At 35.0% G+C, this 23,590-nt stretch carries 26 protein-coding genes; 16 read left to right on the top strand and 10 right to left on the bottom strand.

All coding sequences use genetic code 11. From position 1 onward, the window contains the following. Positions 1 to 21 precede the first annotated feature (21 nt). Positions 22 to 630 carry a uridine kinase gene (udk, locus tag BLS90_RS14320; protein ID WP_073353515.1) on the bottom strand — a complete coding sequence of 203 codons (609 nt, stop codon included), beginning with the start codon at positions 628 to 630 and terminating at the stop codon, positions 22 to 24. A gap of 146 nt (positions 631 to 776) precedes the next feature. On the opposite strand from udk, the gene BLS90_RS14315 reads away from it, so the two are divergent. From BLS90_RS14315 to BLS90_RS14300, 4 genes are all read left to right on the top strand, one after another. Then, complete coding sequence (locus tag BLS90_RS14315; protein WP_091258876.1) at positions 777 to 1,358, top strand: Crp/Fnr family transcriptional regulator; 582 nt, start codon at positions 777 to 779, stop codon at positions 1,356 to 1,358. Positions 1,359 to 1,444: 86 nt separating this feature from the next. Then, positions 1,445 to 2,206, top strand: coding sequence for a pirin family protein (locus BLS90_RS14310; RefSeq protein ID WP_175455494.1), 762 nt, complete (start codon positions 1,445 to 1,447; stop codon positions 2,204 to 2,206). A 27-nt stretch (positions 2,207 to 2,233) separates the two neighbouring features. Continuing rightward, positions 2,234 to 2,764 (top strand): YceI family protein, encoded by a 531-nt coding sequence (locus tag BLS90_RS14305; RefSeq protein WP_091258820.1) that lies wholly within the window; start codon positions 2,234 to 2,236, stop codon positions 2,762 to 2,764. A 70-nt stretch (positions 2,765 to 2,834) separates the two neighbouring features. Beyond that, positions 2,835 to 3,143 (top strand): hypothetical protein, encoded by a 309-nt coding sequence (locus BLS90_RS14300; RefSeq protein WP_245705120.1) that lies wholly within the window; start codon positions 2,835 to 2,837, stop codon positions 3,141 to 3,143. A gap of 55 nt (positions 3,144 to 3,198) precedes the next feature. Here BLS90_RS14300 and BLS90_RS14295 read toward each other — a convergent pair whose 3' ends face one another. From BLS90_RS14295 to dnaA, 5 genes are all read right to left on the bottom strand, one after another. Beyond that, a complete protein-coding gene (locus BLS90_RS14295) occupies positions 3,199 to 4,080 on the bottom strand; it encodes an SDR family oxidoreductase (RefSeq protein WP_175455493.1) in 882 nt (293 codons plus the stop codon). Positions 4,081 to 4,150: 70 nt separating this feature from the next. Next, entirely contained in the window at positions 4,151 to 5,278 is a 1,128-nt protein-coding gene (locus BLS90_RS14290) for a methionine aminotransferase (protein ID WP_091258816.1), read from the bottom strand. Between the two features lie 191 nt (positions 5,279 to 5,469). Continuing rightward, a complete protein-coding gene (locus BLS90_RS14285) occupies positions 5,470 to 6,192 on the bottom strand; it encodes an SAM-dependent methyltransferase (RefSeq protein WP_091258814.1) in 723 nt (240 codons plus the stop codon). Positions 6,193 to 6,299: 107 nt separating this feature from the next. Then, positions 6,300 to 6,767, bottom strand: a complete 468-nt coding sequence (locus BLS90_RS14280; RefSeq protein WP_091258812.1) for a low molecular weight protein-tyrosine-phosphatase — start codon at positions 6,765 to 6,767, stop codon at positions 6,300 to 6,302. 7 nt (positions 6,768 to 6,774) lie between these two features. Next, complete coding sequence (gene dnaA, locus BLS90_RS14275) at positions 6,775 to 8,202, bottom strand: chromosomal replication initiator protein DnaA (RefSeq protein ID WP_073353506.1); 1,428 nt, start codon at positions 8,200 to 8,202, stop codon at positions 6,775 to 6,777. A gap of 184 nt (positions 8,203 to 8,386) precedes the next feature. Here dnaA and BLS90_RS14270 point away from each other — a divergent pair, with 184 nt between their 5' ends. After that, positions 8,387 to 8,791, top strand: coding sequence for an acyl-CoA thioesterase (locus tag BLS90_RS14270; protein WP_091258810.1), 405 nt, complete (start codon positions 8,387 to 8,389; stop codon positions 8,789 to 8,791). A gap of 29 nt (positions 8,792 to 8,820) precedes the next feature. On the opposite strand, the gene BLS90_RS14265 is transcribed toward BLS90_RS14270, so the two are convergent. Genes BLS90_RS14265 through ribD form a run of 3 tightly spaced genes read right to left on the bottom strand, consistent with a single transcriptional unit; the run spans position 8,821 to position 11,137 of the window. After that, entirely contained in the window at positions 8,821 to 9,444 is a 624-nt protein-coding gene (locus tag BLS90_RS14265; protein WP_245705119.1) for an IMPACT family protein, read from the bottom strand. Between the two features lie 54 nt (positions 9,445 to 9,498). Beyond that, on the bottom strand, positions 9,499 to 10,101 hold the full coding sequence (locus tag BLS90_RS14260) for an HAD family hydrolase (RefSeq protein ID WP_091258808.1): 603 nt from the start codon (positions 10,099 to 10,101) through the stop codon (positions 9,499 to 9,501). Then, positions 10,094 to 11,137 carry a bifunctional diaminohydroxyphosphoribosylaminopyrimidine deaminase/5-amino-6-(5-phosphoribosylamino)uracil reductase RibD gene (gene ribD, locus BLS90_RS14255; protein WP_091258867.1) on the bottom strand — a complete coding sequence of 348 codons (1,044 nt, stop codon included), beginning with the start codon at positions 11,135 to 11,137 and terminating at the stop codon, positions 10,094 to 10,096. The genes BLS90_RS14260 and ribD overlap by 8 nt, the downstream gene beginning before the upstream one ends. Positions 11,138 to 11,240: 103 nt before the next feature. Between ribD and BLS90_RS14250 the strand changes: the two genes are divergently transcribed. Continuing rightward, a complete protein-coding gene (locus BLS90_RS14250; protein ID WP_091258806.1) occupies positions 11,241 to 11,729 on the top strand; it encodes a GNAT family N-acetyltransferase in 489 nt (162 codons plus the stop codon). Positions 11,730 to 11,876: 147 nt separating this feature from the next. Next, on the top strand, positions 11,877 to 12,749 hold the full coding sequence (gene prmC / locus BLS90_RS14245; protein WP_091258804.1) for a peptide chain release factor N(5)-glutamine methyltransferase: 873 nt from the start codon (positions 11,877 to 11,879) through the stop codon (positions 12,747 to 12,749). 160 nt (positions 12,750 to 12,909) lie between these two features. On the opposite strand, the gene BLS90_RS14240 is transcribed toward prmC, so the two are convergent. Then, positions 12,910 to 14,154, bottom strand: coding sequence for an ABC transporter permease (locus tag BLS90_RS14240; RefSeq protein WP_175455492.1), 1,245 nt, complete (start codon positions 14,152 to 14,154; stop codon positions 12,910 to 12,912). Positions 14,155 to 14,509: 355 nt separating this feature from the next. On the opposite strand from BLS90_RS14240, the gene hisS reads away from it, so the two are divergent. From hisS to BLS90_RS14195, 9 genes are all read left to right on the top strand, one after another. Next, the gene (hisS, locus tag BLS90_RS14235; protein ID WP_091258864.1) at positions 14,510 to 15,886 is read left to right on the top strand and encodes a histidine--tRNA ligase; all 1,377 of its coding nucleotides are present in this window, start codon (positions 14,510 to 14,512) and stop codon (positions 15,884 to 15,886) included. Between the two features lie 293 nt (positions 15,887 to 16,179). Further along, positions 16,180 to 16,758 carry a nucleotide exchange factor GrpE gene (gene grpE, locus BLS90_RS14230; RefSeq protein WP_091258799.1) on the top strand — a complete coding sequence of 193 codons (579 nt, stop codon included), beginning with the start codon at positions 16,180 to 16,182 and terminating at the stop codon, positions 16,756 to 16,758. A gap of 58 nt (positions 16,759 to 16,816) precedes the next feature. Further along, positions 16,817 to 17,929, top strand: coding sequence for a molecular chaperone DnaJ (gene dnaJ / locus BLS90_RS14225; protein ID WP_091258797.1), 1,113 nt, complete (start codon positions 16,817 to 16,819; stop codon positions 17,927 to 17,929). Positions 17,930 to 18,094: 165 nt separating this feature from the next. Then, positions 18,095 to 19,015, top strand: coding sequence for an ABC transporter ATP-binding protein (locus BLS90_RS14220; protein WP_091258795.1), 921 nt, complete (start codon positions 18,095 to 18,097; stop codon positions 19,013 to 19,015). Between the two features lie 70 nt (positions 19,016 to 19,085). Beyond that, entirely contained in the window at positions 19,086 to 20,402 is a 1,317-nt protein-coding gene (locus tag BLS90_RS14215) for an ABC transporter permease (RefSeq protein ID WP_091258793.1), read from the top strand. A 125-nt stretch (positions 20,403 to 20,527) separates the two neighbouring features. Continuing rightward, entirely contained in the window at positions 20,528 to 21,691 is a 1,164-nt protein-coding gene (locus tag BLS90_RS14210) for a sigma-54-dependent transcriptional regulator (protein ID WP_091258792.1), read from the top strand. 95 nt (positions 21,692 to 21,786) lie between these two features. Beyond that, the gene (locus BLS90_RS14205; protein ID WP_091258791.1) at positions 21,787 to 22,509 is read left to right on the top strand and encodes a DEAD/DEAH box helicase; all 723 of its coding nucleotides are present in this window, start codon (positions 21,787 to 21,789) and stop codon (positions 22,507 to 22,509) included. Positions 22,510 to 22,524: 15 nt separating this feature from the next. Continuing rightward, positions 22,525 to 22,743, top strand: coding sequence for a putative signal transducing protein (locus BLS90_RS14200; RefSeq protein WP_073353483.1), 219 nt, complete (start codon positions 22,525 to 22,527; stop codon positions 22,741 to 22,743). A 29-nt stretch (positions 22,744 to 22,772) separates the two neighbouring features. Beyond that, the gene (locus tag BLS90_RS14195) at positions 22,773 to 23,576 is read left to right on the top strand and encodes a Cof-type HAD-IIB family hydrolase (RefSeq protein WP_091258790.1); all 804 of its coding nucleotides are present in this window, start codon (positions 22,773 to 22,775) and stop codon (positions 23,574 to 23,576) included. Positions 23,577 to 23,590 lie beyond the last annotated feature (14 nt).

Below are 23,590 nucleotides of genomic sequence, written 5' to 3'. Positions count from 1 at the left end.
TCCACTAAAATTACAACTAAATTAAAGAATTTTTTGATTTATTACCGCACGAACCACATCAATGGCTACGGTGTTGTATTTGTCATTTGGTATGATGATGTCCGCAAATGCTTTGGTTGGTTCAATGAACTGCTCGTGCATGGGTTTCAATGTGGTTTGATACCGATTAATGACCTCGTGCATATCTCGGCCTCGCTCTACAATATCGCGTTTCATCCGTCGGATTAATCGTTCGTCAGAATCGGCATGAACGTATATTTTTACATCAAATAATTCTCTTAACTCCGGATTTGCAAGAATTAAAATCCCTTCTACTATCATCACTTTTCTGGGATGTGTAAAAACAGAATCATCAGTTCTATTATGTGTTGCAAAAGAATAAACGGGTTGGTGAATGTTGTTTCCCTCTTTTAGTTCTTTAAGATGCGCAACGAGTAACTCAAAATCGATAGCACGCGGATGATCAAAATTAATTAAAGCTCTTTCATCAAATGAAAGTCCGTGATTCTCTTTGTAATATGAGTCTTGAGAAATAATACCAACTTCTGTTTGTGGTAATTCATTCATAATCTGATGTACAACTGTTGTTTTTCCGCTTCCTGTACCACCTGCAATTCCTATAATGAGCATAAATGTTTTGTTGTGTTTTTATGAATACAAAAATAGGAATTTAATCGGGAGCAGTTTTTGTTTTTTTAGGAAATATTGCTAATTAAATATATGTGGTAGGGGTTTTCAATAAACATTTTTTACCTTTAGTTTCTAAAATTAAAACTTTGTATTCTCAAATCAACAAAAACATAAGCCGCTACGTCTCTTTTGACCAGCAAGAATTAGAAATCTTCAATTCTTTATTGGAGTTTAAAACCGTTCCAAAAAAAACGATGTTACTGCAAGAAGGAGAGATGTGCAACTTTGAAGCTTTTGTTGTCAAAGGCTGTGTTCGAAAATATTATATTGATGACAATGGCTTTGAAGTGATTCTCCAATTTGCTATCGAAAATGCTTGGGTAAGCGATATTTCGTTCAGTATTTACGAAAACAAGCCAAGCCGTGTTTTTATCGAAACATTGGAAGATTGTGAATTTTTTATGTTCAGTCCTGAATCAAAAGAAGAATTGTTTAGTAACGCACCTCAATTTGAACGTGCGTTCCGCATCCTAATGCAAAGGAGTCTTGCGGTCACTCAAGACCGTTTATTTAATACTATTTCTAAAACGGCAACCGAGAAATATTTAGAGTTTCTTGAACATTATCCTGCGCTTTCACAGCGTGTTGCCCAGCATTATATTGCTTCTTATTTAGGTATTTCAGCCGAATTTTTAAGCAAAATAAGAACTAAAATCGCTAAACTTTAAATTCTTTTTTTTATTTCTTGTCCTAGTTCAATGCATGCGCTCTTTTTTCGACGCAACTTTGCATTATACTTTTAAAAATCAAGACAATGGAAAATACTGATATAATAGACGGTGCAATTACTAATTCGGTTTTGCATAAAGCAAATTCTCGCGGTAACGCTAATCATGGTTGGTTAGAATCCTATCATACTTTTAGTTTTGCCAATTATCAAAATTCAGAGCGTATGAATTTTGGTGTGTTGCGCGTTCTAAATGATGACAGAGTCAGCCAAGGAATGGGTTTTGGGAAACATCCACATGATAATATGGAAATTATTTCTATTCCGCTCGAAGGGGATTTAGAACACCAAGACAGTATGGGGAATACTACCGTAATCAAGGAAGGTGATATTCAGGCGATGAGCGCCGGTACCGGAATTTTTCATAGCGAATACAATAAAAACAAAGATCAATCGGTTAAATTTTTACAGATTTGGATTTATCCAAATAAAAAAAATGTAACGCCTCGTTATGACCAAATCACTTTAGATTTAAATGATCGTCACAATAAATTACAGCAAATTTTGTCACCAAATCCAGAAGATGAAGGGGTTTGGATTCATCAAAATGCTTGGTTTCATATTGGGAAGTTTGACAGCGATTTTTCTACTGTTTACGAATTAAAAAAACCGGGAAATGGAGTTTATGCTTTTGTTTTAAAAGGAGATTTTACAATAGGAAACATCGATTTAAATGAACGTGACGGATTAGGAATTTGGGATACAAATGCAATTAATATTACCGCTAATTCAGCTAATGCAGAGATCCTATTGATGGAAGTTCCAATGCAATTGGAATCTAATAAATAATAAAAATAACTAATAAATATCAAAATTATGTCAACAACAAAATGGGTAATTGACCCAACACACTCAGAAATTGGTTTCAAAGTAAAACACATGATGTTTACGAATGTTTCAGGTAAATTTTCAAAATTTGATGCCACGATTGAAGCAGAAGAAAGCAATTTAGAAAACGCAAAAATTGAATTTACAGGAGCAATTGATTCTATAACAACAGGAAACGCAGATAGAGATACGCATTTATTGAGTGATGACTTTTTTGATGCTGCTCAGTTTCCAGAAATTAAATTCAGCGCTACTTCTTTTACCAAAATTAAGGAAGGCGAATATGAATTGGTTGGCGATTTAACATTACACGGTGTTACTAAATCAGTGAAATTAGAGGCGGATTATGGAGGATTAATGAAAGATCCATGGGGAAATACTAAAATGGCACTTGCATTAGAAGGAAAAATTAATAGAAAAGATTGGGGATTAAACTGGAATTCTGCTCTTGAAACTGGCGGTGTTTTAGTAAGTGAAGAAGTTCGTTTGAACATCGAATTGCAATTTTTGCAACAATAATATAAAGTAATTAGACACAAATCTCAAAGGATTATTTTCTTAGGGGTTTGTGTTTTTTAAAAATAGAATGATGGAAACCATAAACATTTTATACATAGGCAGACATCCCGAAATTCTAGAAACCGTCATCCGATTAATAAATGCAAACGAGAATTGGAATGGAGTAGGCGTTATGAATGATGAGGAAGCGAAGGAAATTTTTCTAAAAAAAGATTTTTCCATTGTCTTGTTAGGTTCCGGTATTCAGGAAGAAAGCGAAACTGAATTGTGCACTTTTTTCAAAAATATAAACACAAATATTAGTATTGTTCAGCATTATGGAGGCGGAAGTGGTTTACTGAAAAGTGAAATTCTACTCACTTTGGAAAATACTAAATAGTAGCAGAAACAAAAAGAGAGCCATGTGAATGACTCTCTTTTTTTTATATAAACTATTATTTGTTCTTCTTTGCTTTGATCATCATTTCCAACTGATCCCAAAGTTCTTCGGGAATTGCTTCAAGTAAATTGAACTGTCCAGCGCCTTTGAGCCATTCGCCACCATCAATTGTTATGACATCTCCGTTGATGTATGCTGAAAAATCAGAAACTAAATAAGCCGCTAGATTAGCTAATTCCTGATGATCTCCCACACGTTTTAAAGGTACTTTTTTAGCCATATCAAATTTCTCGGCTAAATCTCCAGGTAACAATCGGTCCCACGCACCTTTAGTTGGGAATGGTCCCGGTGCAATTGCATTGGAACGAATTCCGTATTTTGCCCATTCTACTGCAAGACTTCGTGTCATGGCCAAAACACCCGCTTTTGCAGTTGCGCTAGGTACCACGTAAGCAGAACCTGTCCAAGCGTAAGTCGTAACAATATTCAAAATGGTAGATGATTTTTGTTTGGTGTCAATCCAATGTTTTCCAAAAGCAAGTGTACAGTTTTTGGATCCTTTTAAAACAATATCAATTACAGTATCAAAAGCATTGGCAGACAATCTTTCGGTTGGTGAAATAAAGTTTCCGGCAGCATTATTCAGTAAAACATCAACTTTACCAAAAGCTTTCAACACTTCTTGAAGCATATTTTCCACTTCTTCATAATGACGCACATCACATTGTATAGGAAGACAAGTTTCGCCGGTTTCCGCTTCTAGTTCTGCAGCAGTATTTTTCAGTTTTTCTAAATCTCTGGAAGTAATGGCCACTTGCGCACCCAATTCTAAGAAATATTTAGTCATTGCTTTTCCTAAACCGCTTCCGCCTCCTGTTACGACAATCACTTTGCCTTTTAGGGCATCGTCGCGTAACATTTTATCTGTATAGCTCATGTTTTTATGTTTTTATAATGTAAATATATTAAATTAAAATAGTATGCACGCATAACAAAAACAAATACTTTCAAATAGCGCACAATCGTTTACCGGCTTCTTCCAGCGTGGCATTATCTTTGGCGAAGCAAAAACGAATTAATTTCAGGTCTTTTCCATCATCATAAAAAGTAGAAATGGGAATAGCAGCTACGCCATACTCGATAATCAAACGTTTGCAAAAAGCAACATCATTCTCATTTGATATAGTTTCATACGAAACCACTTGAAAATAAGTTCCTTCACACGGCATGAGTTTGAAGCGGCTATTCTTTAATAATTGTCTAAAATAATCTCGTTTTTCTTGGTATAATTCTCCAATTTCAGCTGTGGAAACCAAGTCCAAATACGCACTAATAGCAACTTGACAAATGCTATTTACACTAAAAACTAAAAACTGATGCACTTTTTTGATTTCTTTCATTAAATAATCGGGTGCTACTAAATAGCCAATTTTCCATCCCGTAACATGGAATGATTTTCCAAAAGAAGAAACCATCACACAACGATTCAATAGTTTTTCCCTAGTATGAGCTGAAATATGTTTTTCCTCGAAAGTGATATATTCATAGACTTCATCAGAAAGAAGTACGATATCAGGGTATTTTTCGAGCAGCATTTCCAAGGCTTCAAAATCAGATTCCGTTAAAATTTTCCCCGTTGGATTGTGCGGATTGTTAATGATAATCATTTTTGTTTTTGAGGAGCAAGCATTTTCTATAATTTTCCAATTGGGTGTGTAGTCATCGTTAAGTGTCACGCGAATGGGAGTGGCCTGCGATAATAAAACAGGTGCTTCGTAACAGTCGTAACTGGGATCCAGAATTATAACCTCGTCATTGGTTTTCACCAAAGCTAGTATAGTGGTAAAAATTCCTTGTGTCGCTCCGGCGGTAACTAATAGTTCCGTTTCAGGATGAACTGTTCTTTGATAAGAGTTCTGAATTAATACCGCTATTTTTGATAATAACGGCGGATAGCCGGACATTGGTGTGTATTGATGCACATTTTCTTTGGCCAGTTTGGCAACAATAGCTGTTAATCTTTCGTCAACAGGAAAGTTTGGAAAACCTTGTGAAAGATTGATGGCATTATATTCAGCAGCCATTTTTGACATAACTGTAAAAATACTCGTGCTGATATTTGGAAGTTTACTCATAAAAAAATGATTAATTCTAAACATAAAAATAGGTTTTTATATTTAGAATTAATCATTAGAAGTATTGTTTTTATAATTATTCAACTCTTTTGAGTTGAATAATTTACAAGCTTAATATCGTTTTGATGAAGTATATGTTCTGTGATTTCTGTTAATTTCATCCTTTAGGATTTTTAAAGGAAAGTTTGAATTTACATTTTATGTATGATAAAAATGGTAGGACGTTTGTGCAAATCGATAGTTTCTTTTTTCCAAGCCGCAATTTTTTTGGTTTTGATATATTCTGTAGGCAAGGTTATGTCTGTTGCAATGCATAAATGCGTTTCGGGATGTAGTGTCTGAATTAAATCTTCCAGTAATTTATTATTACGGTATGGTGTTTCAATAAAAATCTGAGACTGATTCTTTTCAAAAGAGACTCTTTCTAACGTTTTAAAACTGGCTTTCTTTTCGTCTTTTTCAATAGGTAAATAACCATGAAAGGTGAAACTTTGACCGTTCATTCCTGATGCCATCATTGCCAAAAGAATAGAAGAAGGACCTACCAAAGGAATAACCTGAATTCCCTTTTCATGCGCTAATTTTACAATTACAGCTCCAGGGTCAGCTACTCCAGGACATCCCGCTTCGCTCATTAAACCCATGTTTTGACCTTCCAAAAGTGGTTTTATAAAGTCTAAATGTTCTTTAATTTCGGTATGTTTGTTCAATACAAAAAGCTTTAGCTCAGCTTGTTTTTTCTCTGGACTTACCTCCTTAATGGACTTACGTGCTGTTTTGTCGTTTTCAACAATATAATAATCGATAAGATCAATACTTCTTTTTATAGTTTGTGGTAAAACATCCGTAGGATCACAATCGCCCATGGTTGTAGGTATTAAATACAGTTTTCCTAAAACAGCGTTTGATTTCATGAGTGTTTTTTATGTCCCTATTATGGTGTTGATAGGATTATTATTGTTGCCGATTGATAACGAATTATAAGATTCTAAGTGCTAACCACAATTTTTGAAGAGAAAAATTATTGGTGTTTGGCTACTAGTTTTTTGGCAATTACATCACAAACTTCATCCAGCATGTTGTAAACAATTTCGAATCCATTGGGTAAGCCAAAATAAGGGTCGGGAACATCTACATTTTCTTTTGGAAATAATTCATTTAAAATTAGCTGGACTTTTTCTTTGTGTTGTTCAGTTTTGGCTAAAGTTAGTACATCGCTATAATTAGTATTGTCCATCACATATATGTAATCGTACACATCAAAATCAGTAGTGCTGAATTGTCTTCCTTTTTGATGTGAAATGCTAATTTTGTTTTTTTTTGCAACAGCAATAGAGCGTTCGTCAGGTGCATGACCAATATGCCAAGAACCAGTTCCTGCGGAATCAACAGTGAATTTATCCTTTGGAAGTTTTGAAGCCAATATTCCTTCAGCTAAAGGAGAACGGCAGATGTTTCCTAGGCAAACCATTAATATTTTTACAGGCATAATGCTTTTACAACGTTAATTTTTTGTTGATATCTTCCACAAATTTCTTGAATTGTTTGTCGGTAGCCACTAAATTGTCAACCGTTTTGCAAGCATGTAACACGGTAGCGTGATCACGATCTCCAATTTGAGAGCCGATATTTGCCAACGATGCTTTTGTAAATTTCTTTGCGAAGAACATAGCCAATTGTCTGGCTTGCACTACATGTCTTTTTCTCGTTTTTGATTGTAAGGTTTCTAAATCCAATTGGAAATAATCAGAAACAATTTTTTGAATATAATCGATAGAAATTTCTCGTTTTACATTTTTTACGAATTTTTCAACGACACTTTTAGCAAGTTCCAAAGTAACTTCCTTCTTGTTAAATGAGGATTGTGCAATCAATGAAATAATTGCTCCTTCCAATTCTCTAACGTTCGATTTGATGTTGCGGGCAACATATTCTACAATTTCTTCAGGAATTTCTACACCATCGCGATATAATATATTTTTTAAGATAGAAATTCTTGTTTCATAATCGGGCTGGTGTATTTCAGCAGACAATCCCCATTTGAAACGAGATAACAAACGTTGTTCGATATCTTGCATGTCAACCGGTGCTTTATCTGAGGTTAAGATCACTTGTTTTCCATTCTGGTGCAAGTAATTAAAGATGTGGAAAAACACATCTTGAGTACCTGATTTCCCAGAAAGAAATTGTACGTCATCTATGATCAAAACATCAATTAGCTGATAGAAATGGATGAAATCATTTCTATTATTTTTCTTAACGGAGTCAATATATTGCTGAGTAAAAATCTCTGCTGAGATATACAAAACGGTTTTTTCAGGGTATTTGTCTTTTATTTCCACACCAATAGCGTGTGCTAAATGAGTTTTTCCTAGACCAACTCCCCCAAAAATCAATAGCGGATTGAATGAAGTTCCACCTGGTTTATTGGCTACAGCCATACCTGCGGATCGTGCTAATCTATTAGAGTCTCCCTCTAAAAAATTATCAAAACTGTAATTAGCATTTAGTTGAGATTCAATTTTTAAATTTCTTATACCTGGAATGACAAAAGGATTTTTTAATTCGGGGTTTAAGTTTTTAAATGGAGCATCTACTTCTTGTGGTTTCATAGGAACTCTATTCGCACTTGGCAACTGTTCTGTAAACGGTTGTTTATTGCCATAAGTGTTTTCCATTCTGATTTTATAAAGTAACTTAGCGTTTTTTCCAAGTTCTTTTGTAAGGGCTACTTTTAGTAATTTTACATAGTGCTCCTCTAACCATTCATAGAAAAATTTACTTGGAACTTGAATATATAATGCGTTATCGGTAAGTTCAACTGATTTGATTGGTTCGAACCAAGTTTTGTAAGCTTGGTCTTGGATGTTGTCTTTTATAAAAGACAAACAGTTTTCCCATACTGATTGAGCAGTTTTGTTCATATATTCTATTAAATTGTTTTTAATTGGTAATTGTTATCTTACTAAAAAAAAGGAGTTTTGTAATTATTTATCGGGGTAACAAATATGTGAACAAAATTCTGTAAAAAAAAATATATAGGGTAATAATTTCACGAATTATTGTTGTAAGGCGCTATTTAAAATTTAAATATTTAATATAAAATTAATGAAAGATCATCAAATAGAAGTTAGGGTACGCTACTCAGAAACTGACCAAATGGGCGTTGTATATCACGGAAATTATATACCTTATTTTGAAATAGGAAGAGTGGAATGGCTTAGAAACAAAGGGATATCGTATAAAAAAATGGAAGAAAGTGGAATTGCCCTTCCTATTGTTTCCATGAATATAAATTATAAAAAATCAGCGCGTTATGATGAGTTGCTTACGGTTCACACGATTTTCAAAAGTCAGACGTCCGTAAAGATAGAATTCGATTGCGCGATCTATAATGAAGCGAATGAGTTATTAACAACTGCCCAGTTTATTTTGGTTTTTGTGTCATTAAAAACAGGTCGCCCAACTGCTCCTCCAGATTATATTTTAGAATTGTTAAAAACTTTGGAATAAACTGAAAAAAGTACTGTTTTAAATCAGAATTAGACTCGCCTAATGTCTATTTCAAATAACGTTTGAAAAATGTCGAAGACTATTTCGGCATTTTTTTTTCGTGTTTTTACCTCAATTATGCCCATTGGAAGGGTTGAGATTTCATTTATTTCCATTTCTTGAGAAACAATTTCTAGTTTCTTTTCCTTGATTACCCGCATCACTTTATTCATCTTTTTGTAATCAAACGAGATTATAAAATGTACATCAATGGTTTTTTCGATAATATCGCAGGTGGCAAGTACTAGTTTCGCAGTTGTCTTGTAAGCTGTAATCAATCCTCCAACGCCTAATTTTACTCCTCCAAAAACGCGAACGACTACAAGTAATACATTTGTAACGGAAAAGGATTGAATTTGGCCATAAATGGGCATACCAGCACTGTTGCTAGGTTCTCCATCATCGTTTGCTTTATAGGTAAGCGCATCAGTACCCATTTGATAGGCATAACAAAAATGACCAGCATGCGGATGTTGTTTTCGTAAATGGTCTAGGATCGGTTTTAGCTGATCTTCTTCTTGCATGGGGAATGCGTAACCAAAAAACTTACTATTTTTGTCTTTATGGAGAATTCCTTCTACGGGTAATTCAATGGTTTTGTATGTATCTTTCAATGAGAATTAAATAGGGAATGAATTTCAAACTCGGTTTGCTTTTGAAGCCTTTTTTCAAATTAATTTTTTGTCTAATAAATGGATGACGTCTTCTTTTCCAACTTGTAAATTCCAAACTTCAAATCCTAAAGCCAGCGCAGCATCAGTGTTTTCTTTTTTGTCATCTACAAACAGGGTTCTTTTGGGAGCCAATTCATGATTGTTTATCAGGTGATTAAAAGTTTCAGGATTGGGTTTTCTTGTGCCAAGTTCAAACGAAAAATATACTTTTTCAAAACATTGATAAAAATCCCGGTAAAAAGAAATCCCGTTTGTTTGCTCAAAATTTTCAATATGGATAGCGTCAGTGTTCGACAACAGAAACAAGCGGTATTTTTGGGAAAGCATTTGTAAAAATTCTAATCGATACAAAGGAAAGTCAAGAAGGATGGCGTTCCAAGCCGTTGTTATTTGTTTAATACTAGCCGTTGGAATGTGTTTTTGAATGCCAAACAGAAAATCTTCACGAGATATTTTTCCAGTTTCAAACTGAAGGTTCAACTGTTCAAGATCATCATTCCATTCCGTTAGACCTAAGTTTTTAAAAGCAGTAATAGAAGCTTGCTTGTCTAAATTAATAAAAATATCACCAAAATCAAAAATTATAGTATTAATCATAGTTTCTAGAAATTAGAAGTTCGTCAGTACCAATCATCGATTTGTTGAACTGTTTTTTATCCAGAATAGGCGCTTTGATTCCGGAAGTGAATGGGATGTTTCCAACGAATATTCGTGCTTCATCCCATAGATTGGCATCTATAAAAGATTGCAAAGTTTGCCTCCCGCCTTCGATAATAACGGACTGAATTTGATGTTCGTACAACGATTGAACTACTTGCTGTACTACGTTTTCTTCAAAATCAATTATTTCAAAGATAGTATTTTCTTTTTCAGCAGCGGTTTTAAATTTAGAAAAAAGAATAGTTTTAACTTGATTGTCAAGAATTTGGCTATGTTCTGGAATGCGATTATTTTGGTCTAAAACTACTCGTACAGGATTATTTCCCCGCCAGTCTCGTGCGTCGAGTTTAGGATTGTCGTCAAGTACAGTTTGTGTTCCCACCAGAATTGCCTGCTCCTCAGTGCGCCATTTGTGGACTAGTTGCCTGGAAAACCCATTGGTAATCCAAACGGGTTTTTTTTCTAATTTTTCTAGTGGAGCGATAAAACCGTCTTTGGATTCTGCCCATTTTAAAATAAGGTATGGTCTTTTCTTGTTGTGAAAAGTAAAAAAGCGCTTGTTCAATTCAAAACAGTCCTCTTCTAATACGCCAACAGTTACTTGAATTCCGGCTTCGATTAGTTTTTTGATTCCTTTTCCCGCCACTTTTTCGTTAGAATCTATAGTTCCTATGACCACCTTTGGGATTTTATTAGCGATAATCAAATTGCTGCATGGTGGTGTTTTTCCAAAATGGCTACATGGTTCTAAACTTACGTAAATGGTTGCTTTTTTCAATAAGGTCTTATCTTTTACTGAATTTATGGCGTTTACTTCTGCGTGTGGTTCACCCGCTTTTCTATGCCAACCTTCACCGATAATCTTTCCATCATAAACAATTACACAACCTACCATAGGGTTTGGATATGTAGTTCCTAAACCGTTTTCAGCTAATTCGATGCACCTCTTTATATATATTTCATGTTTTTTCACCATACAAAAGTAGTAATTTTTGAGTTTATGATTTTGTTTCAAAACTTTGAAGAATAATAATAAACAATTTCTATTTTTGCAGGTATAAATAGATTTTTAAAAAATGGAAAATTACAGTATCAGAAAAATAAATAAAGAAGATAATCAAGAAGTTGCAGCATTGATACGCGCGGTTTTTGATGAATTGAATATTCCAAAAGTAGGGACGGCTTATGAAGATCCTTATTTGGATTTTATGTTTGAAGAGTACAGCAAGCCAAGATCTGTGTACTATGTGGTTGAAAATAACGGAAGAATTATTGGTTCTGCTGGAATTGCGCCATTAGAAAACGAAGCGGAAACTATTTGTGAATTGCAAAAAATGTATTTTCTGCCGGAAACACGCGGTTTGGGAATTGGTGCCGAAATGATGGCGGTGTGTTTACAAAGTGCTAGGAATTTTGGTTTTGAGAGCTGTTATTTAGAAACAATGCCTTTTATGCTTGAGGCACAAAAATTATATAAAAAAGTTGGTTTTGAATACATTTCAGCTCCAATGGGTAGTACAGGACATGTCAGTTGTCCCATTTGGATGTTGAAAAATTTAGAATAATGATTTTGACCTAATTGTTTTAATTCTAAAGATAGAAGATTAGAAACAGCAAGCAGTCATTATTTATTACTCTTTATATTTTTAAATAGCAATCCATTTTAAGCTGATTTTTTGTTTGCTATACAATTAAATTGATACTTATAAACCATGAAAATTAAAGAGTACAGAGCTCATTTTATTCAAGAACTCACCCCTCTTTATGATGCTGGTGAAGCAGAGAGTTTTTTCTACTTAATATTAGAGAAAAAACAGCAAATGAAACGAATTGATTTGGCGCTGCATCCTGATTTGGTTTTTTCGGCTGCAGAAATTGTGGTATGGGACGAGATTTTAGAACCGTTAAAACAAGAGATCCCAATACAATATTTATTAGGTAAAACGAGCTTTTATGGATTGGATTTTAGTGTCAATGAACACGTTTTGATTCCAAGACCAGAAACAGAGGAGTTGGTTGATTGGATGCTATCGAATCACCGAAAAACACAACAATCCAACAATTTAAAAATACTGGATATTGGAACAGGAAGCGGCTGTATTGCTATTTCCTTGGCAAAAAATCTTCCAAATGCTACCGTTTTTGCTATTGATGTTTCTGAAAAGGCTTTGGCTACAGCGAAAAAAAATGCTGCCAATAATGCAGTAAGCGTTAATTTCATTCATCAAAATATTCTAGATGTGGTTATCTTAAGTGCAGTTGAAGGAATCAACGAACAGTTTGATGTTATAGTTTCAAATCCTCCTTATGTTCGAAATTTGGAAAAAGAAGAAATTAAAAAAAATGTTTTAGATAATGAACCGCATTTGGCTCTTTTCGTAGAGGATGATGACGCGTTGATTTTCTACAAAAAAATAGCCGAATTAGCTCAAAAAAATCTCGCTGAAAACGGACTGTTGTACTTTGAGATCAATCAATATTTAGGTGCAGCAATGATTGATTTGTTGGAGCAAATGCATTTCAAAAATATCGAATTACGAAAAGATATTTATGGTAATGATAGGATGATAAAATGTACTAGATAGCGTTTAGAATATAACGTGTTTCTTTTGATTGTTAAAATGGTTGAGTCATAGAAGGATGATCCCATAGTTATTACAGGGAAATTTTTTTGATATGCAATTTGAAGGTGGCTAACTAATCCACTTGTATTTTTTGCATCACAACACGTTGGTATACCGTACTTTACTCGTATCGCAACGCTTCAATGGGATCGAGAACTGCAGCTTTGATAGCAGGATATAAGCCCGAAGCAATAGCTACGATGAAACTAGTGATAAAAGCGGCCATAATAGCGCCCCATGGGATTACAAATGCAAAATCCATTGCAGTGGCAATTCCAAATCCAATTAGGATTCCAAAAATAATACCTACCAATCCACCCATTTGACCAATCAATAACGTCTCTATAAAAAACTGAATGGCGATGGTTGTTTTCTTAGCTCCCAAAGCTTTTCTAACTCCTATTTCTCGCGTACGCTCCGTTACGGAAACGATCATGATGTTCATTAAAGCGATAGAAGAGCCTAAAACGGTGATGATACCAATCAACCAAGAGGCCAGTCCTAAGTATTTTGTGATTCCTAAAATTCGGTTAATAAGATCGTCACTACGAACAACACCAAAATTATTGTCTTTAACAGGGCTTAATTTGCGAACTCTGCGCATGGTGCTTGTGGCATTGTCTAAAGCTTGTTCTAGCAATTCTTTTTTACCTACCATAACACTTACCGTATAATTTATGTTGGGCGCCGTAAATAAAGAACGAGCCAACTGAATAGGAATTAAAACACGTAAATCTTGATTGTTTCCAAAGGTGGATCCCTTTTCTTTCAACACTCCAATAACTTTAAATTTAGCACCTCGGATTGCGATTGTTTTATCAATTGGATTCACGTCTTTTAGCAATCCTTTCTCAAAATCAGATCCTACAACACATACATAGGCATTGTTGTCGATATCAAAACTGGTAAAATTTCGTCCTGCGCTGGTTTCTAAACCAGAATTGGTCATAAAATACTCGTCCACTCCAAGAATAGAATTTTCTGGATCTGTTTTAGTCGCTTCATATTTTACTTCAGCAGCGGATGTTGCTGTAAAAGAAAGGGAGGTTTCTGTAAAAGGATAGGTGTATTTGTTCTTGAAAGCCACTGCTTCAGGATAGGAAATAATTGGATTTATGATTACGCGCTCGTCACCACCACGATTACGCGTCGTATTTTCATACTGTTTAATATTAAAAGTATTCGCTCCCATCGATGCAAAATCAGAGGAGATGGTGTTCTCAAGTGCCGAAACAACCGTAAGAATACTAACTAAAGCGGTGATTCCTATAGCGATAATCATCACAGTAAGAACCGTTCGTAACAACTGCGTTCTAATTGAACCTAATGCAATCCGAATATTTTCTTTGAATAATTTTAACATCATAATGGTTTGACACGAAAATACAATTTTTGTTACAAATTTTATCTAGCTAAAAACTAATTTATTGTAATCTCTTTTATTTGAAGCTATTTCCCGCTTTCCGTTACAATGCGACAGCAAAAAATAATTTGTTTTCAATTGCCTGAAAGGAGCTTCCTACGGTCGCTCTTTCCGGCAAGAAAACAATATTATTTTTTTACTGTCTCATTTTCACTTCAATCTGGGCTAGTGGTCCTGCAATAAAATGATGAAATTTGTAAACAGAATAATTTTAAAAATAGGATATTTGCAAAGAATTAGAATTTGGAGTTTTTCAATACTTCCAAAATCTGAAAATCTAAAATCCAATACTCATACAATGGCATCAAAACCGAGCATTCCAAAAGGAACCAGAGATTTTTCACCTGCTGAGGTGGCAAAACGGCAGTATATTATACAGATTATAAAAAGTAATTTCGAGAAATTTGGATTCCAGCCCATAGAAACCCCTTCATTTGAAAATTCGGAAACCCTAATGGGGAAATATGGCGAAGAAGGCGATCGTTTGATTTTTAAAATATTAAATTCCGGCGATTATTTGGCGAAAGCCAATGCCACTCATTTGGAAAGTAAGGATAGCACCAAGCTAACGTCGAGTATTTCGGAAAAAGCGTTGCGTTATGACTTAACAGTTCCTTTTGCACGGTACGTGGTGCAGCACCAAAACGAAATTGAATTTCCATTCAAGCGCTATCAAATCCAACCGGTTTGGCGTGCAGATCGACCCCAAAAAGGACGTTTTAGAGAGTTCTTTCAATGTGATGCGGATGTTGTAGGGTCTAAATCCCTTTGGCAGGAAGTTGAATTGGTGCAACTTTACGATGCTGTTTTTGCTGATTTGGGTTTGAGTGGCGTAACCATAAAAATCAATAACCGAAAGATATTATCAGGAATAGCTGAGGTTATTGGCGCTTCTGATAAATTAATTGACTTTACAGTTGCTTTAGATAAGCTTGATAAAATAGGAGAGGACGGTGTCAAAAAAGAAATGATGGAGAAAGGAATTGCTGTCGAAGCAATTGCAAAAGTGCAACCATTATTTAATTTCACAGGAACTATTTCAGAGAAAATAGAAAAACTTTCTGTTTTGCTTTCTGAATCAGAGGAAGGCTTGAAAGGGGTAGAAGAATTACGTTTTATATGTGACAATGTCATGAAGCTTGGATTGAATAACGCTGTCTTAGACTTAGATGTAACTTTAGCCCGAGGATTAAATTATTATACGGGAGCTATTTTTGAAGTCGCTCCTCCAAAATCCGTTTCCATGGGATCCATTGGCGGCGGTGGCAGATACGATGATTTAACTGGAATTTTTGGTTTGAAAAACATGAGCGGTGTAGGGATTTCATTTGGATTAGACCGAATCTATTTAGTGGTTGAAGAATTGAATTTGTTTCCAGAAACGGTATCGGCAACCTCACAAGCACTATTTATAAACTATGGAGAAATGGAAGCTTTTTATGGATTGCAAGCCATTCAAAAATTAAGAGCCGCAGGGATAAAAGTAGAACTGTATCCCGATGCTGTCAAGGTGGCGAAGCAATTTCAGCACGCGGATAAAAGAAGAATTCCTTTTGCCGTTATCGTTGGTCCAGATGAGATGACATCCAGCACATTTTTACTTAAAAATCTAATTTCGGGAGAGCAGCTTTCACTGAGTTTTGAAAGTTTAAAGGAAGCTTTACTGGGTTCGTAAATTATAGACATAAAAAAAGCTTCATTTAAGTAAACGAAGCTTTTTTTAATATAAAGTAATGGTGAATTAATAATTGTTGAGAATAAACTCTAGAATTTTTACTGTTGAAACGGTATCAAATAAAAATTTTAACAAAACTAGAAAAAACAATAATAAGATAATCTTAAAATAATCTTAAAATTTTAGCTTGTTCTGTTTTATGTAGCTATAAAAAGTGAAATTATTAAAAAGATGACAATTTGACATTTAAAAAGAATTGGCAGTACTTTTGCAATCCAAAGAAAAGAATAAAAATGAACTTTAAGAATATTTTTAAAAATACTAGTAATATGACTACTGAAAATACAGAAATCGATCAAGAATTAGAGGAGGCGACATTAGAGAATAATGCCAGTGAAGAGCAAATCATTGTTGAGGAATTAAGTGTTGAAGAGCAATTGACGCAAGATTTAGCCAAAGAGAAAGATAAATATTTACGATTATTCGCTGAATTCGAAAATTACAAAAGAAGAACTACTAAAGAGCGTATTGAATTATTCAAAACGGCCAATCAGGAAGTTTTATTAGCCATGTTGCCTGTATTGGATGATTTTGACAGAGCAATTACAGAAATAAGCAAATCCGAAGATGAACTTTTGTTAAAAGGAGTGGAGCTTATTCATGAAAAATTAAAAAACACATTGGTAGCTAAAGGATTGGAGCAAGTTGAGGTAAACGCGGGAGACACATTTGATGCTGACTTTGCGGAAGCCATAACTCAAATTCCTGCTGCGTCAGACAAGATGAAAGGTAAAATTGTAGATGTTCTTGAAAAAGGATATAAACTAGGAGATAAAATCATTCGTTTTCCAAAAGTGGTAATAGGTCAGTAATGCGTAAGTATAGAGACGCAATGAATCGCGTCTGTATTTTTTACAAGAAAAAATAAAAATGAAAAAAGATTTTTACGAAATATTAGGCATTACAAAGAGTGCCGATGCTGCCGAAATTAAAAAAGCATACAGAAAACAAGCTATAGCGCATCACCCTGACAAAAATCCTGGAGACAAATCGGCAGAAGAAAAATTTAAATTAGCTGCTGAAGCTTACGAAATATTAAGTGATCCACAGAAGAAAGCAAAGTACGATCAACATGGACATCAAGCTTTTGATGGTTCTGGAGGTTTTGGTGGTGGCGGTCAGGGCGGAATGAATATGGATGACATTTTCAGTCAGTTTGGTGATATTTTTGGAGGTGGTTTTGGAGGTTTTGGGGGCGGAGGCGGAGGAATTCGTCGCGCTAAAGGAAGCAACCTGCGTATTAAAGTAAAATTGACATTGGAAGAAATTGCCAATGGTGTCGAGAAAAAAGTAAAAGTAAAACGTAAGGTTCAAGCGCCAGGCGTGACCTATAAAACGTGTTCTACCTGTAACGGTCAAGGGCAAGTAATGCGCGTGACCAATACAATTCTTGGTAGAATGCAATCGGCTTCAACCTGTCCTACTTGTGGAGGTTCTGGTCAAATTTTAGATAAAAAACCTACGGAAGCTGATTCTCAAGGAATGATTCTTGAAGATGAAACTGTTTCAATAAAAATACCTGCGGGTGTGGTTGATGGCATGCAGTTGAAAGTGTCTAACAAAGGTAATGATGCCCCAGGAAATAGTATTCCAGGAGATTTAATAGTTGCCATTGAAGAATTAGAACACGAATTCTTGAAACGTGAAGGAGAGAATTTACACTTTGATTTGTACATTAGCTTTGCTGAAGCGGTGCTTGGAATTTCAAAAGATATTGAAGCTGTAAACGGCAAGGTGAGAATTAAGTTGGAAGAGGGAATTCAATCTGGTAAAATTCTAAGATTAAAAGGAAAAGGAATTCCAAGTATCAACGGATACGGGAATGGAGATTTATTGGTTCATGTGAATGTATGGACTCCAAAAACATTGAACAAAGAACAAAAACAGTTTTTTGAAAATGCGTTGACAGATGATAATTTTATTCCGAATCCTGAGAAATCCGATAAATCATTTTTCGAGAAAGTAAAAGATATGTTTTCATAAGAGACCCGATGTATCGCTTCTTTAGATAAAATAGTAGCTGCGATTTATTCCAGCTACACCAAAAAATATAAACCCATTCCTGTTTAACAAGAATGGGTTTTTTATATAACTATTCTAAGTATTTTGGTACTAATTATTTACTTTTACACCAATTAAAAATTAAGCATGAGTACTATACTTGAAGTTAATAAAGTCGTAAAGCAATATGGTGATTACGTAGCGCTAAACGGTGTCTCATTGACAGTTCCAAAAGGGAGTATCTATGGACTCCTAGGTCCAAATGGAGCTGGGAAAACATCACTAATCCGAATCATAAACCAAATTACGTTGCCAGATCGAGGTGAGATAATTTTAGATGGTGAAAAACTACAACCCAAACACGTTCAATATATAGGGTATTTACCTGAAGAAAGAGGATTGTACACTACCATGAAAGTGGGTGAACAATGCTTGTATTTAGCTCAAATGAAAGGGCTCACTAAGGCTGAGGCCAAAAAACAACTGGAATACTGGTTTGAAAGATTAGAAATTCAAGGGTGGTGGAATAAGAAGATACAAGAACTTTCTAAGGGGATGGCGCAGAAAATTCAGTTTGTAGTTTGTGTTTTACACAAGCCAAAACTACTGATTTTTGATGAACCTTTTTCAGGTTTCGATCCTGTAAATGCCACTATTATTAAAGATGAAATTCTTGCGCTTAGAGAGGAAGGAGCCACTATCATTTTTTCTACCCACCGGATGGAAAGTGTCGAGGAATTGTGCGATCATATTGCTTTGATCCATAAATCTAATAAGTTGATAGAGGGGAAATTAAGCGATGTCAAAAGACAATTTAAAACCAATAGCTATGAAGTGGGAATTTTATCAGATAATGTGGAGGGTTTGATGTACGATATTACCCAGAAATTCACCGTAGCACCAGCAAATTTTAAATCGCTTAATAACGAGTTAAAATTGGAAATCCAACTTGGAACGGCTTTGCCAAACGAGTTATTACAGGTCTTGACGCAACGCGGTCAAGTCACCCATTTTGTTGAAAAAATACCGAGTGTTAATGATATTTTTATTCAAACGGTTAGTAAATAAACACACAATTTTAGCGCTTTGATTTTAGTTTTCTAAAATCACCAACCTGAAATCACAAATCAAAATTTAAATGAGCATTATTTCACTAATCATAAAAAGAGAGTTTATTGCCAAGGTGCGCAATAAATCTTTTATCGTCATGACTTTTTTAAGTCCGTTATTATTTGTTGGACTTGCTGCATTTGTAGGCTATTTAAGCACGATGAAAGCCGATACCAAACGAATCGCAATTCATGATGAATCTGGTTTGTTTGTGCAAGAGTTTACAGCCATAAATCAAAAGAAGGGGGAATATAAATACCTCGACTTATCGGTTATAGATTTAAAATTTTTAAAAGACAGCATCACTAACGAAAATTATGAAGGGTTGCTGTACATTCCCAAAGTAGAAAGCACAAAGGATTTTGAAAATAAAATTCAATTTATTTCTAATAATAGTCCCAGTATCTCCTTCATAGAAAATGTTCAAGAGGTCATTGCAGATAAATTGACCAAAACTAATCTTGTAGAAGCAAAACTGGATACTTTAGCCATTACGAAGGCTAAGGCCAACGTAAACATTAGTCTATCAAAAGCATCTGGTGAAGAGAGTGTCAAAGGACTTAACGAAATTAAAATAGGTATTGGTGGCGCTTTTGGCTATTTAATAATGATGTTCATTATTATTTATGGCAACATGGTGATGCGCAGTGTCATAGAAGAAAAAACCAGTAGAATTGTAGAAATTATTATTTCCTCGGTGAAACCATTTCAACTGATGATGGGAAAAATAATAGGAACTGCATTAGCAGGACTGCTGCAATTCTTCATTTGGGCACTTATAGGACTTTCATTAATGTTTGCTGCTTCGCTATTTTTTGGCGTAGATGTGGGACCAACCGCTAAATTATCTCCAGAATTATTACAAGCCGCTCAGCAAGAAATGACTGGAACAGCCCAAATGTATATCAAGGAGCTTTGGAATTTACCCATTGCTAGTATTTTAATTGGATTTGTAATCTATTTCATAGGCGGTTATTTTTTATACAGCTCTTTTTATGCCGCCATTGGAGCAGCTGTAGACAATCAAACCGACTCACAACAATTCCTCTTGCCTATTATTATGCCATTAATGTTGAGTGTATATGTAGGTTTTTTCACGGTTATCAATGATCCGCATGGTACAGTCGCAGTAGTTTTTTCAATGATTCCGCTTACATCGCCAATTGTCATGCTGATGCGAATTCCGTTTGGCGTACCTTTGTGGCAAATTGCGATTTCAGTAACCTTGTTATTTGGGACCTTCTTTTCAGTGGTGTGGTTTGCTGCAAAAATATACCGAATTGGAATACTGATGTACGGCAAAAAACCAACTTGGGGCGAATTGTACAAGTGGTTAAAATATTAATGATAAATAAAAAGAATACTAATTAATGTTAGGAGCTGATTCCTGCTGTACGCTATATCTTTTCTGGACTGAAAAAGTCCAGAAAAGGATGCCGCTTCCATCAGGGCTAAAAAACAATAAAGAATATGCCGAAAATTTTAATCATAGAAGACGAAGCCGCAATCCGAAGAGTATTGACAAAAATACTTTCTGAAGAAAATGATACCTATCAAGTAGAAGAGGCTGAAGACGGTGTTGTAGGTTTTGAAAAAATAAAAAACAACGACTACGATTTGGTTTTGTGTGATATAAAAATGCCAAAAATGGACGGCGTTGAGGTGCTTGAAGCAGTAAAAAAAATCAAGCCCGAGATTCCCATGGTTATGATTTCTGGTCATGGCGACATGGAAACGGCTATTAATACAATGCGTTTGGGGGCATTTGACTACATCTCAAAACCACCGGATTTAAATCGATTATTGAATACGGTTCGCAATGCTTTAGACAAAAAGCAACTGGTAGTGGAAAACAAAATCCTCAAGAAAAAAGTCAGTAAAAACTACGAAATGATTGGCGAAAGTGAAGCAATCAATCATATTAAAATAATGATTGAAAAAGTAGCACAAACGGAAGCCCGTGTTTTGATTACTGGACCCAATGGAACTGGAAAGGAACTTGTTGCTCATCAACTACATGAAAAAAGTGTGCGAGCTAATTTTCCTTTAATTGAAGTGAATTGTGCTGCGATTCCATCCGAATTGATAGAAAGTGAGTTGTTTGGTCACGTAAAAGGGGCCTTTACATCGGCAGTAAAAGACCGAGCAGGAAAATTTGAAGCAGCTGATAAAGGAACTATTTTCTTAGATGAAATTGGGGATATGAGTCTTTCGGCGCAAGCCAAAGTATTGCGAGCGTTGCAAGAAAGTATGATCACGAGAGTAGGAGCGGACAAAGATATCAAAGTAGATGTGCGTGTGGTCGCGGCTACCAATAAAGATTTGAAAGTGGAGATAGCTGAAGGGCGTTTTCGAGAAGATTTGTACCACCGTTTAGCAGTCATCTTGATAAAAGTTCCTGCTTTAAATGAAAGACGCGACGACATTCCAATGTTAATTGCACATTTTGCCGATAAAATTGCTTTGGAACAAGGAAATGTGGTAAAAAAGTTTTCTAAGGAAGCTATCAATCTACTCAAGGAATACGATTGGACCGGGAATATCCGGGAACTACGAAATGTCGTGGAGCGTTTAATTATCCTTGGTGGAAGCGAAATTTCCGAGAATGATGTGAAGTTATTTGCATCGAAATAAAATTAATTTAATGATTTAAAAATGTTATGATTTAAAGATTTGGTACTAGTTTTAATCTTTAAATTTTTAAATTTTTAATCTTTCAATCATAAGAAATGAAACTAAAAAAAATAAACGAAAAATTGCAAGAAGCCTTAATCGAAAATGGTTTAATCGAGGCTAATGCCATGCAAAAAGAAACATTTTCGACGCTGAAAAGTGGTGCAGATTGTATTATTATTGCAGATAAAGGGAGTGGAAAATCGACTACAATTGTGCTAAATGTAATTCAACAATTAGTTCGTGAGGGTGAGGAATCACCTCGTGCTTTGGTAATTGTGGAGGACAAAGCTAAGGTTTTGGAGATGGAAGACCTTTTTGAAAAATTTGGAAAATACACGGACTTACGTGTCTATGGAGTGCACGACAAAGGCGATATGGAATATGATAAAAACTATATTTCGACCGGTATTGATGTTTTAATTGGAACGCCAAATAAATTGAGCGATATGTTTACGACCGCTGGATTTAATGTAAACAGACTAAAAATGCTTATTCTCGACGATGCAGATCCAATTTTGAAACTGCGTCATGAAACTAAAATCATGCGTATTTCGAATAGTATTACAAAAACACAACGTATTATTTTCTCAGATCTGTTAACAGAACGAATAGAGATTTTGGCTGACAAAATGTTAGTAGAACCTTTTTTATTCGAAATAGAAGAAGAGGATGAGGAAGAGGATGAGGAAGATGAAGACGAAGGTGCGGAAGAGCAGGAAACTGCTGCTGAAAAAGAAGAATTAGAGGGAGAAAAGGATCAAGACGGTATCAAATAATAAAAAATAGAAAAAATGGGATTAATGAAAGTATTTTCGGGAAGTGAAATTCTAGCAATGGCTTTACAGCAAAAAATTGAAGAAATTGGTGTCGATGTAGTGGTGAAAAACAACATACAATCGGCTCGATTGGGAGGTTTTGGAAATTCGGATTTAGCAGTTGAATTGTTCGTTCAAGAAACGGAATTTGCCAAAGTAAATCCAGTTATTGAAGAATTTAGAATGAGTATTTAAGCTTAAATTATAATTGCAAAAAGAAGTAGATGAAATATAAAATGTTGGTCTTAGACTTGGATGACACCTTGTTGACTGATGACCATAAAATTTCAAAAGAGAATGCAGCCATGTTGTTTAAGGCCCAAGAATTGGGTGTATATGTTGTTTTGGCTTCGGGCAGACCAACATTAGCCATGACTGCTTTTGCCAAAGAATTACAATTGGATATCAATAATTCGTATATGCTATCTTTTAACGGCGCCGTAATTACGGATTTAAAAGAAGATAAAGTGTTGTTTGAACAAACCTTGACGCAACAGCAAATTCATGAATTGTATGATTATAGTATAAAGAGTAAAACAGATATTATTACGTACATCGATGGTAAAATAGTTAGTGAAACCGATTCGGAATATATTGATATCGAGAAAAATATAACAGGGCTGCTGCATAATAAAGTTTTAAATTTCAAGGAAGCTGTGACTACTGCTGCGGTAAAATGTATTTTATTACAAGAACCCAGCTATCTTAAAAAGGTTGAAAAAGATTTAAAAGAAGCCATGCCGCATTTGAGTGTTTCGATGTCAAAACCTTTTTTCTTAGAAGTAGCACAAAACGGAATTGATAAAGCAGCAAGTGTAAAATTTTTGGCTGAGAAACTGAACATCCTTCAAAGCGAAATTATTGCCGTAGGAAATGCAGGCAATGATTTATCCATGATTGAATATGCAGGATTAGGCGTTTGGGTTGATAATGTGGATCCAGAATTGAGAGATAAAGGAGATGTTATTGTTGCCTCAAATAATAATCATGGTGTTGCTGAGGTAGTGAGACGGTTTATCTTGAATTAGGGAATTTAGGTTTG

It is taken from the genome of Flavobacterium omnivorum (assembly GCF_900099915.1).
GTDB lineage: Bacteria > Bacteroidota > Bacteroidia > Flavobacteriales > Flavobacteriaceae > Flavobacterium > Flavobacterium omnivorum.
Note: the sequence above shows the minus strand (reverse complement) of the source record. Positions and strands in the feature narration are given on the sequence as shown.

Excerpts from the sequence above, each read along its gene's own strand:
- udk (WP_073353515.1), bottom strand. The coding sequence starts at position 630 with ATGCTCATTATAGGAATTGCAGGTGGTACAGGAAGCGGAAAAACAACA.
- BLS90_RS14310 (WP_175455494.1), top strand. The coding sequence starts at position 1,445 with ATGGAAAATACTGATATAATAGACGGTGCAATTACTAATTCGGTTTTG.
- BLS90_RS14305 (WP_091258820.1), top strand. The coding sequence starts at position 2,234 with ATGTCAACAACAAAATGGGTAATTGACCCAACACACTCAGAAATTGGT.
- BLS90_RS14300 (WP_245705120.1), top strand. The coding sequence starts at position 2,835 with ATGGAAACCATAAACATTTTATACATAGGCAGACATCCCGAAATTCTA.
- BLS90_RS14295 (WP_175455493.1), bottom strand. The coding sequence starts at position 4,080 with ATGAGCTATACAGATAAAATGTTACGCGACGATGCCCTAAAAGGCAAA.
- BLS90_RS14290 (WP_091258816.1), bottom strand. The coding sequence starts at position 5,278 with ATGAGTAAACTTCCAAATATCAGCACGAGTATTTTTACAGTTATGTCA.
- BLS90_RS14285 (WP_091258814.1), bottom strand. The coding sequence starts at position 6,192 with ATGAAATCAAACGCTGTTTTAGGAAAACTGTATTTAATACCTACAACC.
- BLS90_RS14280 (WP_091258812.1), bottom strand. The coding sequence starts at position 6,767 with ATGCCTGTAAAAATATTAATGGTTTGCCTAGGAAACATCTGCCGTTCT.
- dnaA (WP_073353506.1), bottom strand. The coding sequence starts at position 8,202 with ATGAACAAAACTGCTCAATCAGTATGGGAAAACTGTTTGTCTTTTATA.
- BLS90_RS14270 (WP_091258810.1), top strand. The coding sequence starts at position 8,387 with ATGAAAGATCATCAAATAGAAGTTAGGGTACGCTACTCAGAAACTGAC.
- BLS90_RS14260 (WP_091258808.1), bottom strand. The coding sequence starts at position 10,101 with ATGATTAATACTATAATTTTTGATTTTGGTGATATTTTTATTAATTTA.
- BLS90_RS14250 (WP_091258806.1), top strand. The coding sequence starts at position 11,241 with ATGGAAAATTACAGTATCAGAAAAATAAATAAAGAAGATAATCAAGAA.
- prmC (WP_091258804.1), top strand. The coding sequence starts at position 11,877 with ATGAAAATTAAAGAGTACAGAGCTCATTTTATTCAAGAACTCACCCCT.
- BLS90_RS14240 (WP_175455492.1), bottom strand. The coding sequence starts at position 14,154 with ATGATGTTAAAATTATTCAAAGAAAATATTCGGATTGCATTAGGTTCA.
- hisS (WP_091258864.1), top strand. The coding sequence starts at position 14,510 with ATGGCATCAAAACCGAGCATTCCAAAAGGAACCAGAGATTTTTCACCT.
- grpE (WP_091258799.1), top strand. The coding sequence starts at position 16,180 with ATGAACTTTAAGAATATTTTTAAAAATACTAGTAATATGACTACTGAA.
- dnaJ (WP_091258797.1), top strand. The coding sequence starts at position 16,817 with ATGAAAAAAGATTTTTACGAAATATTAGGCATTACAAAGAGTGCCGAT.
- BLS90_RS14220 (WP_091258795.1), top strand. The coding sequence starts at position 18,095 with ATGAGTACTATACTTGAAGTTAATAAAGTCGTAAAGCAATATGGTGAT.
- BLS90_RS14215 (WP_091258793.1), top strand. The coding sequence starts at position 19,086 with ATGAGCATTATTTCACTAATCATAAAAAGAGAGTTTATTGCCAAGGTG.
- BLS90_RS14210 (WP_091258792.1), top strand. The coding sequence starts at position 20,528 with ATGCCGAAAATTTTAATCATAGAAGACGAAGCCGCAATCCGAAGAGTA.
- BLS90_RS14205 (WP_091258791.1), top strand. The coding sequence starts at position 21,787 with ATGAAACTAAAAAAAATAAACGAAAAATTGCAAGAAGCCTTAATCGAA.
- BLS90_RS14200 (WP_073353483.1), top strand. The coding sequence starts at position 22,525 with ATGGGATTAATGAAAGTATTTTCGGGAAGTGAAATTCTAGCAATGGCT.
- BLS90_RS14195 (WP_091258790.1), top strand. The coding sequence starts at position 22,773 with ATGAAATATAAAATGTTGGTCTTAGACTTGGATGACACCTTGTTGACT.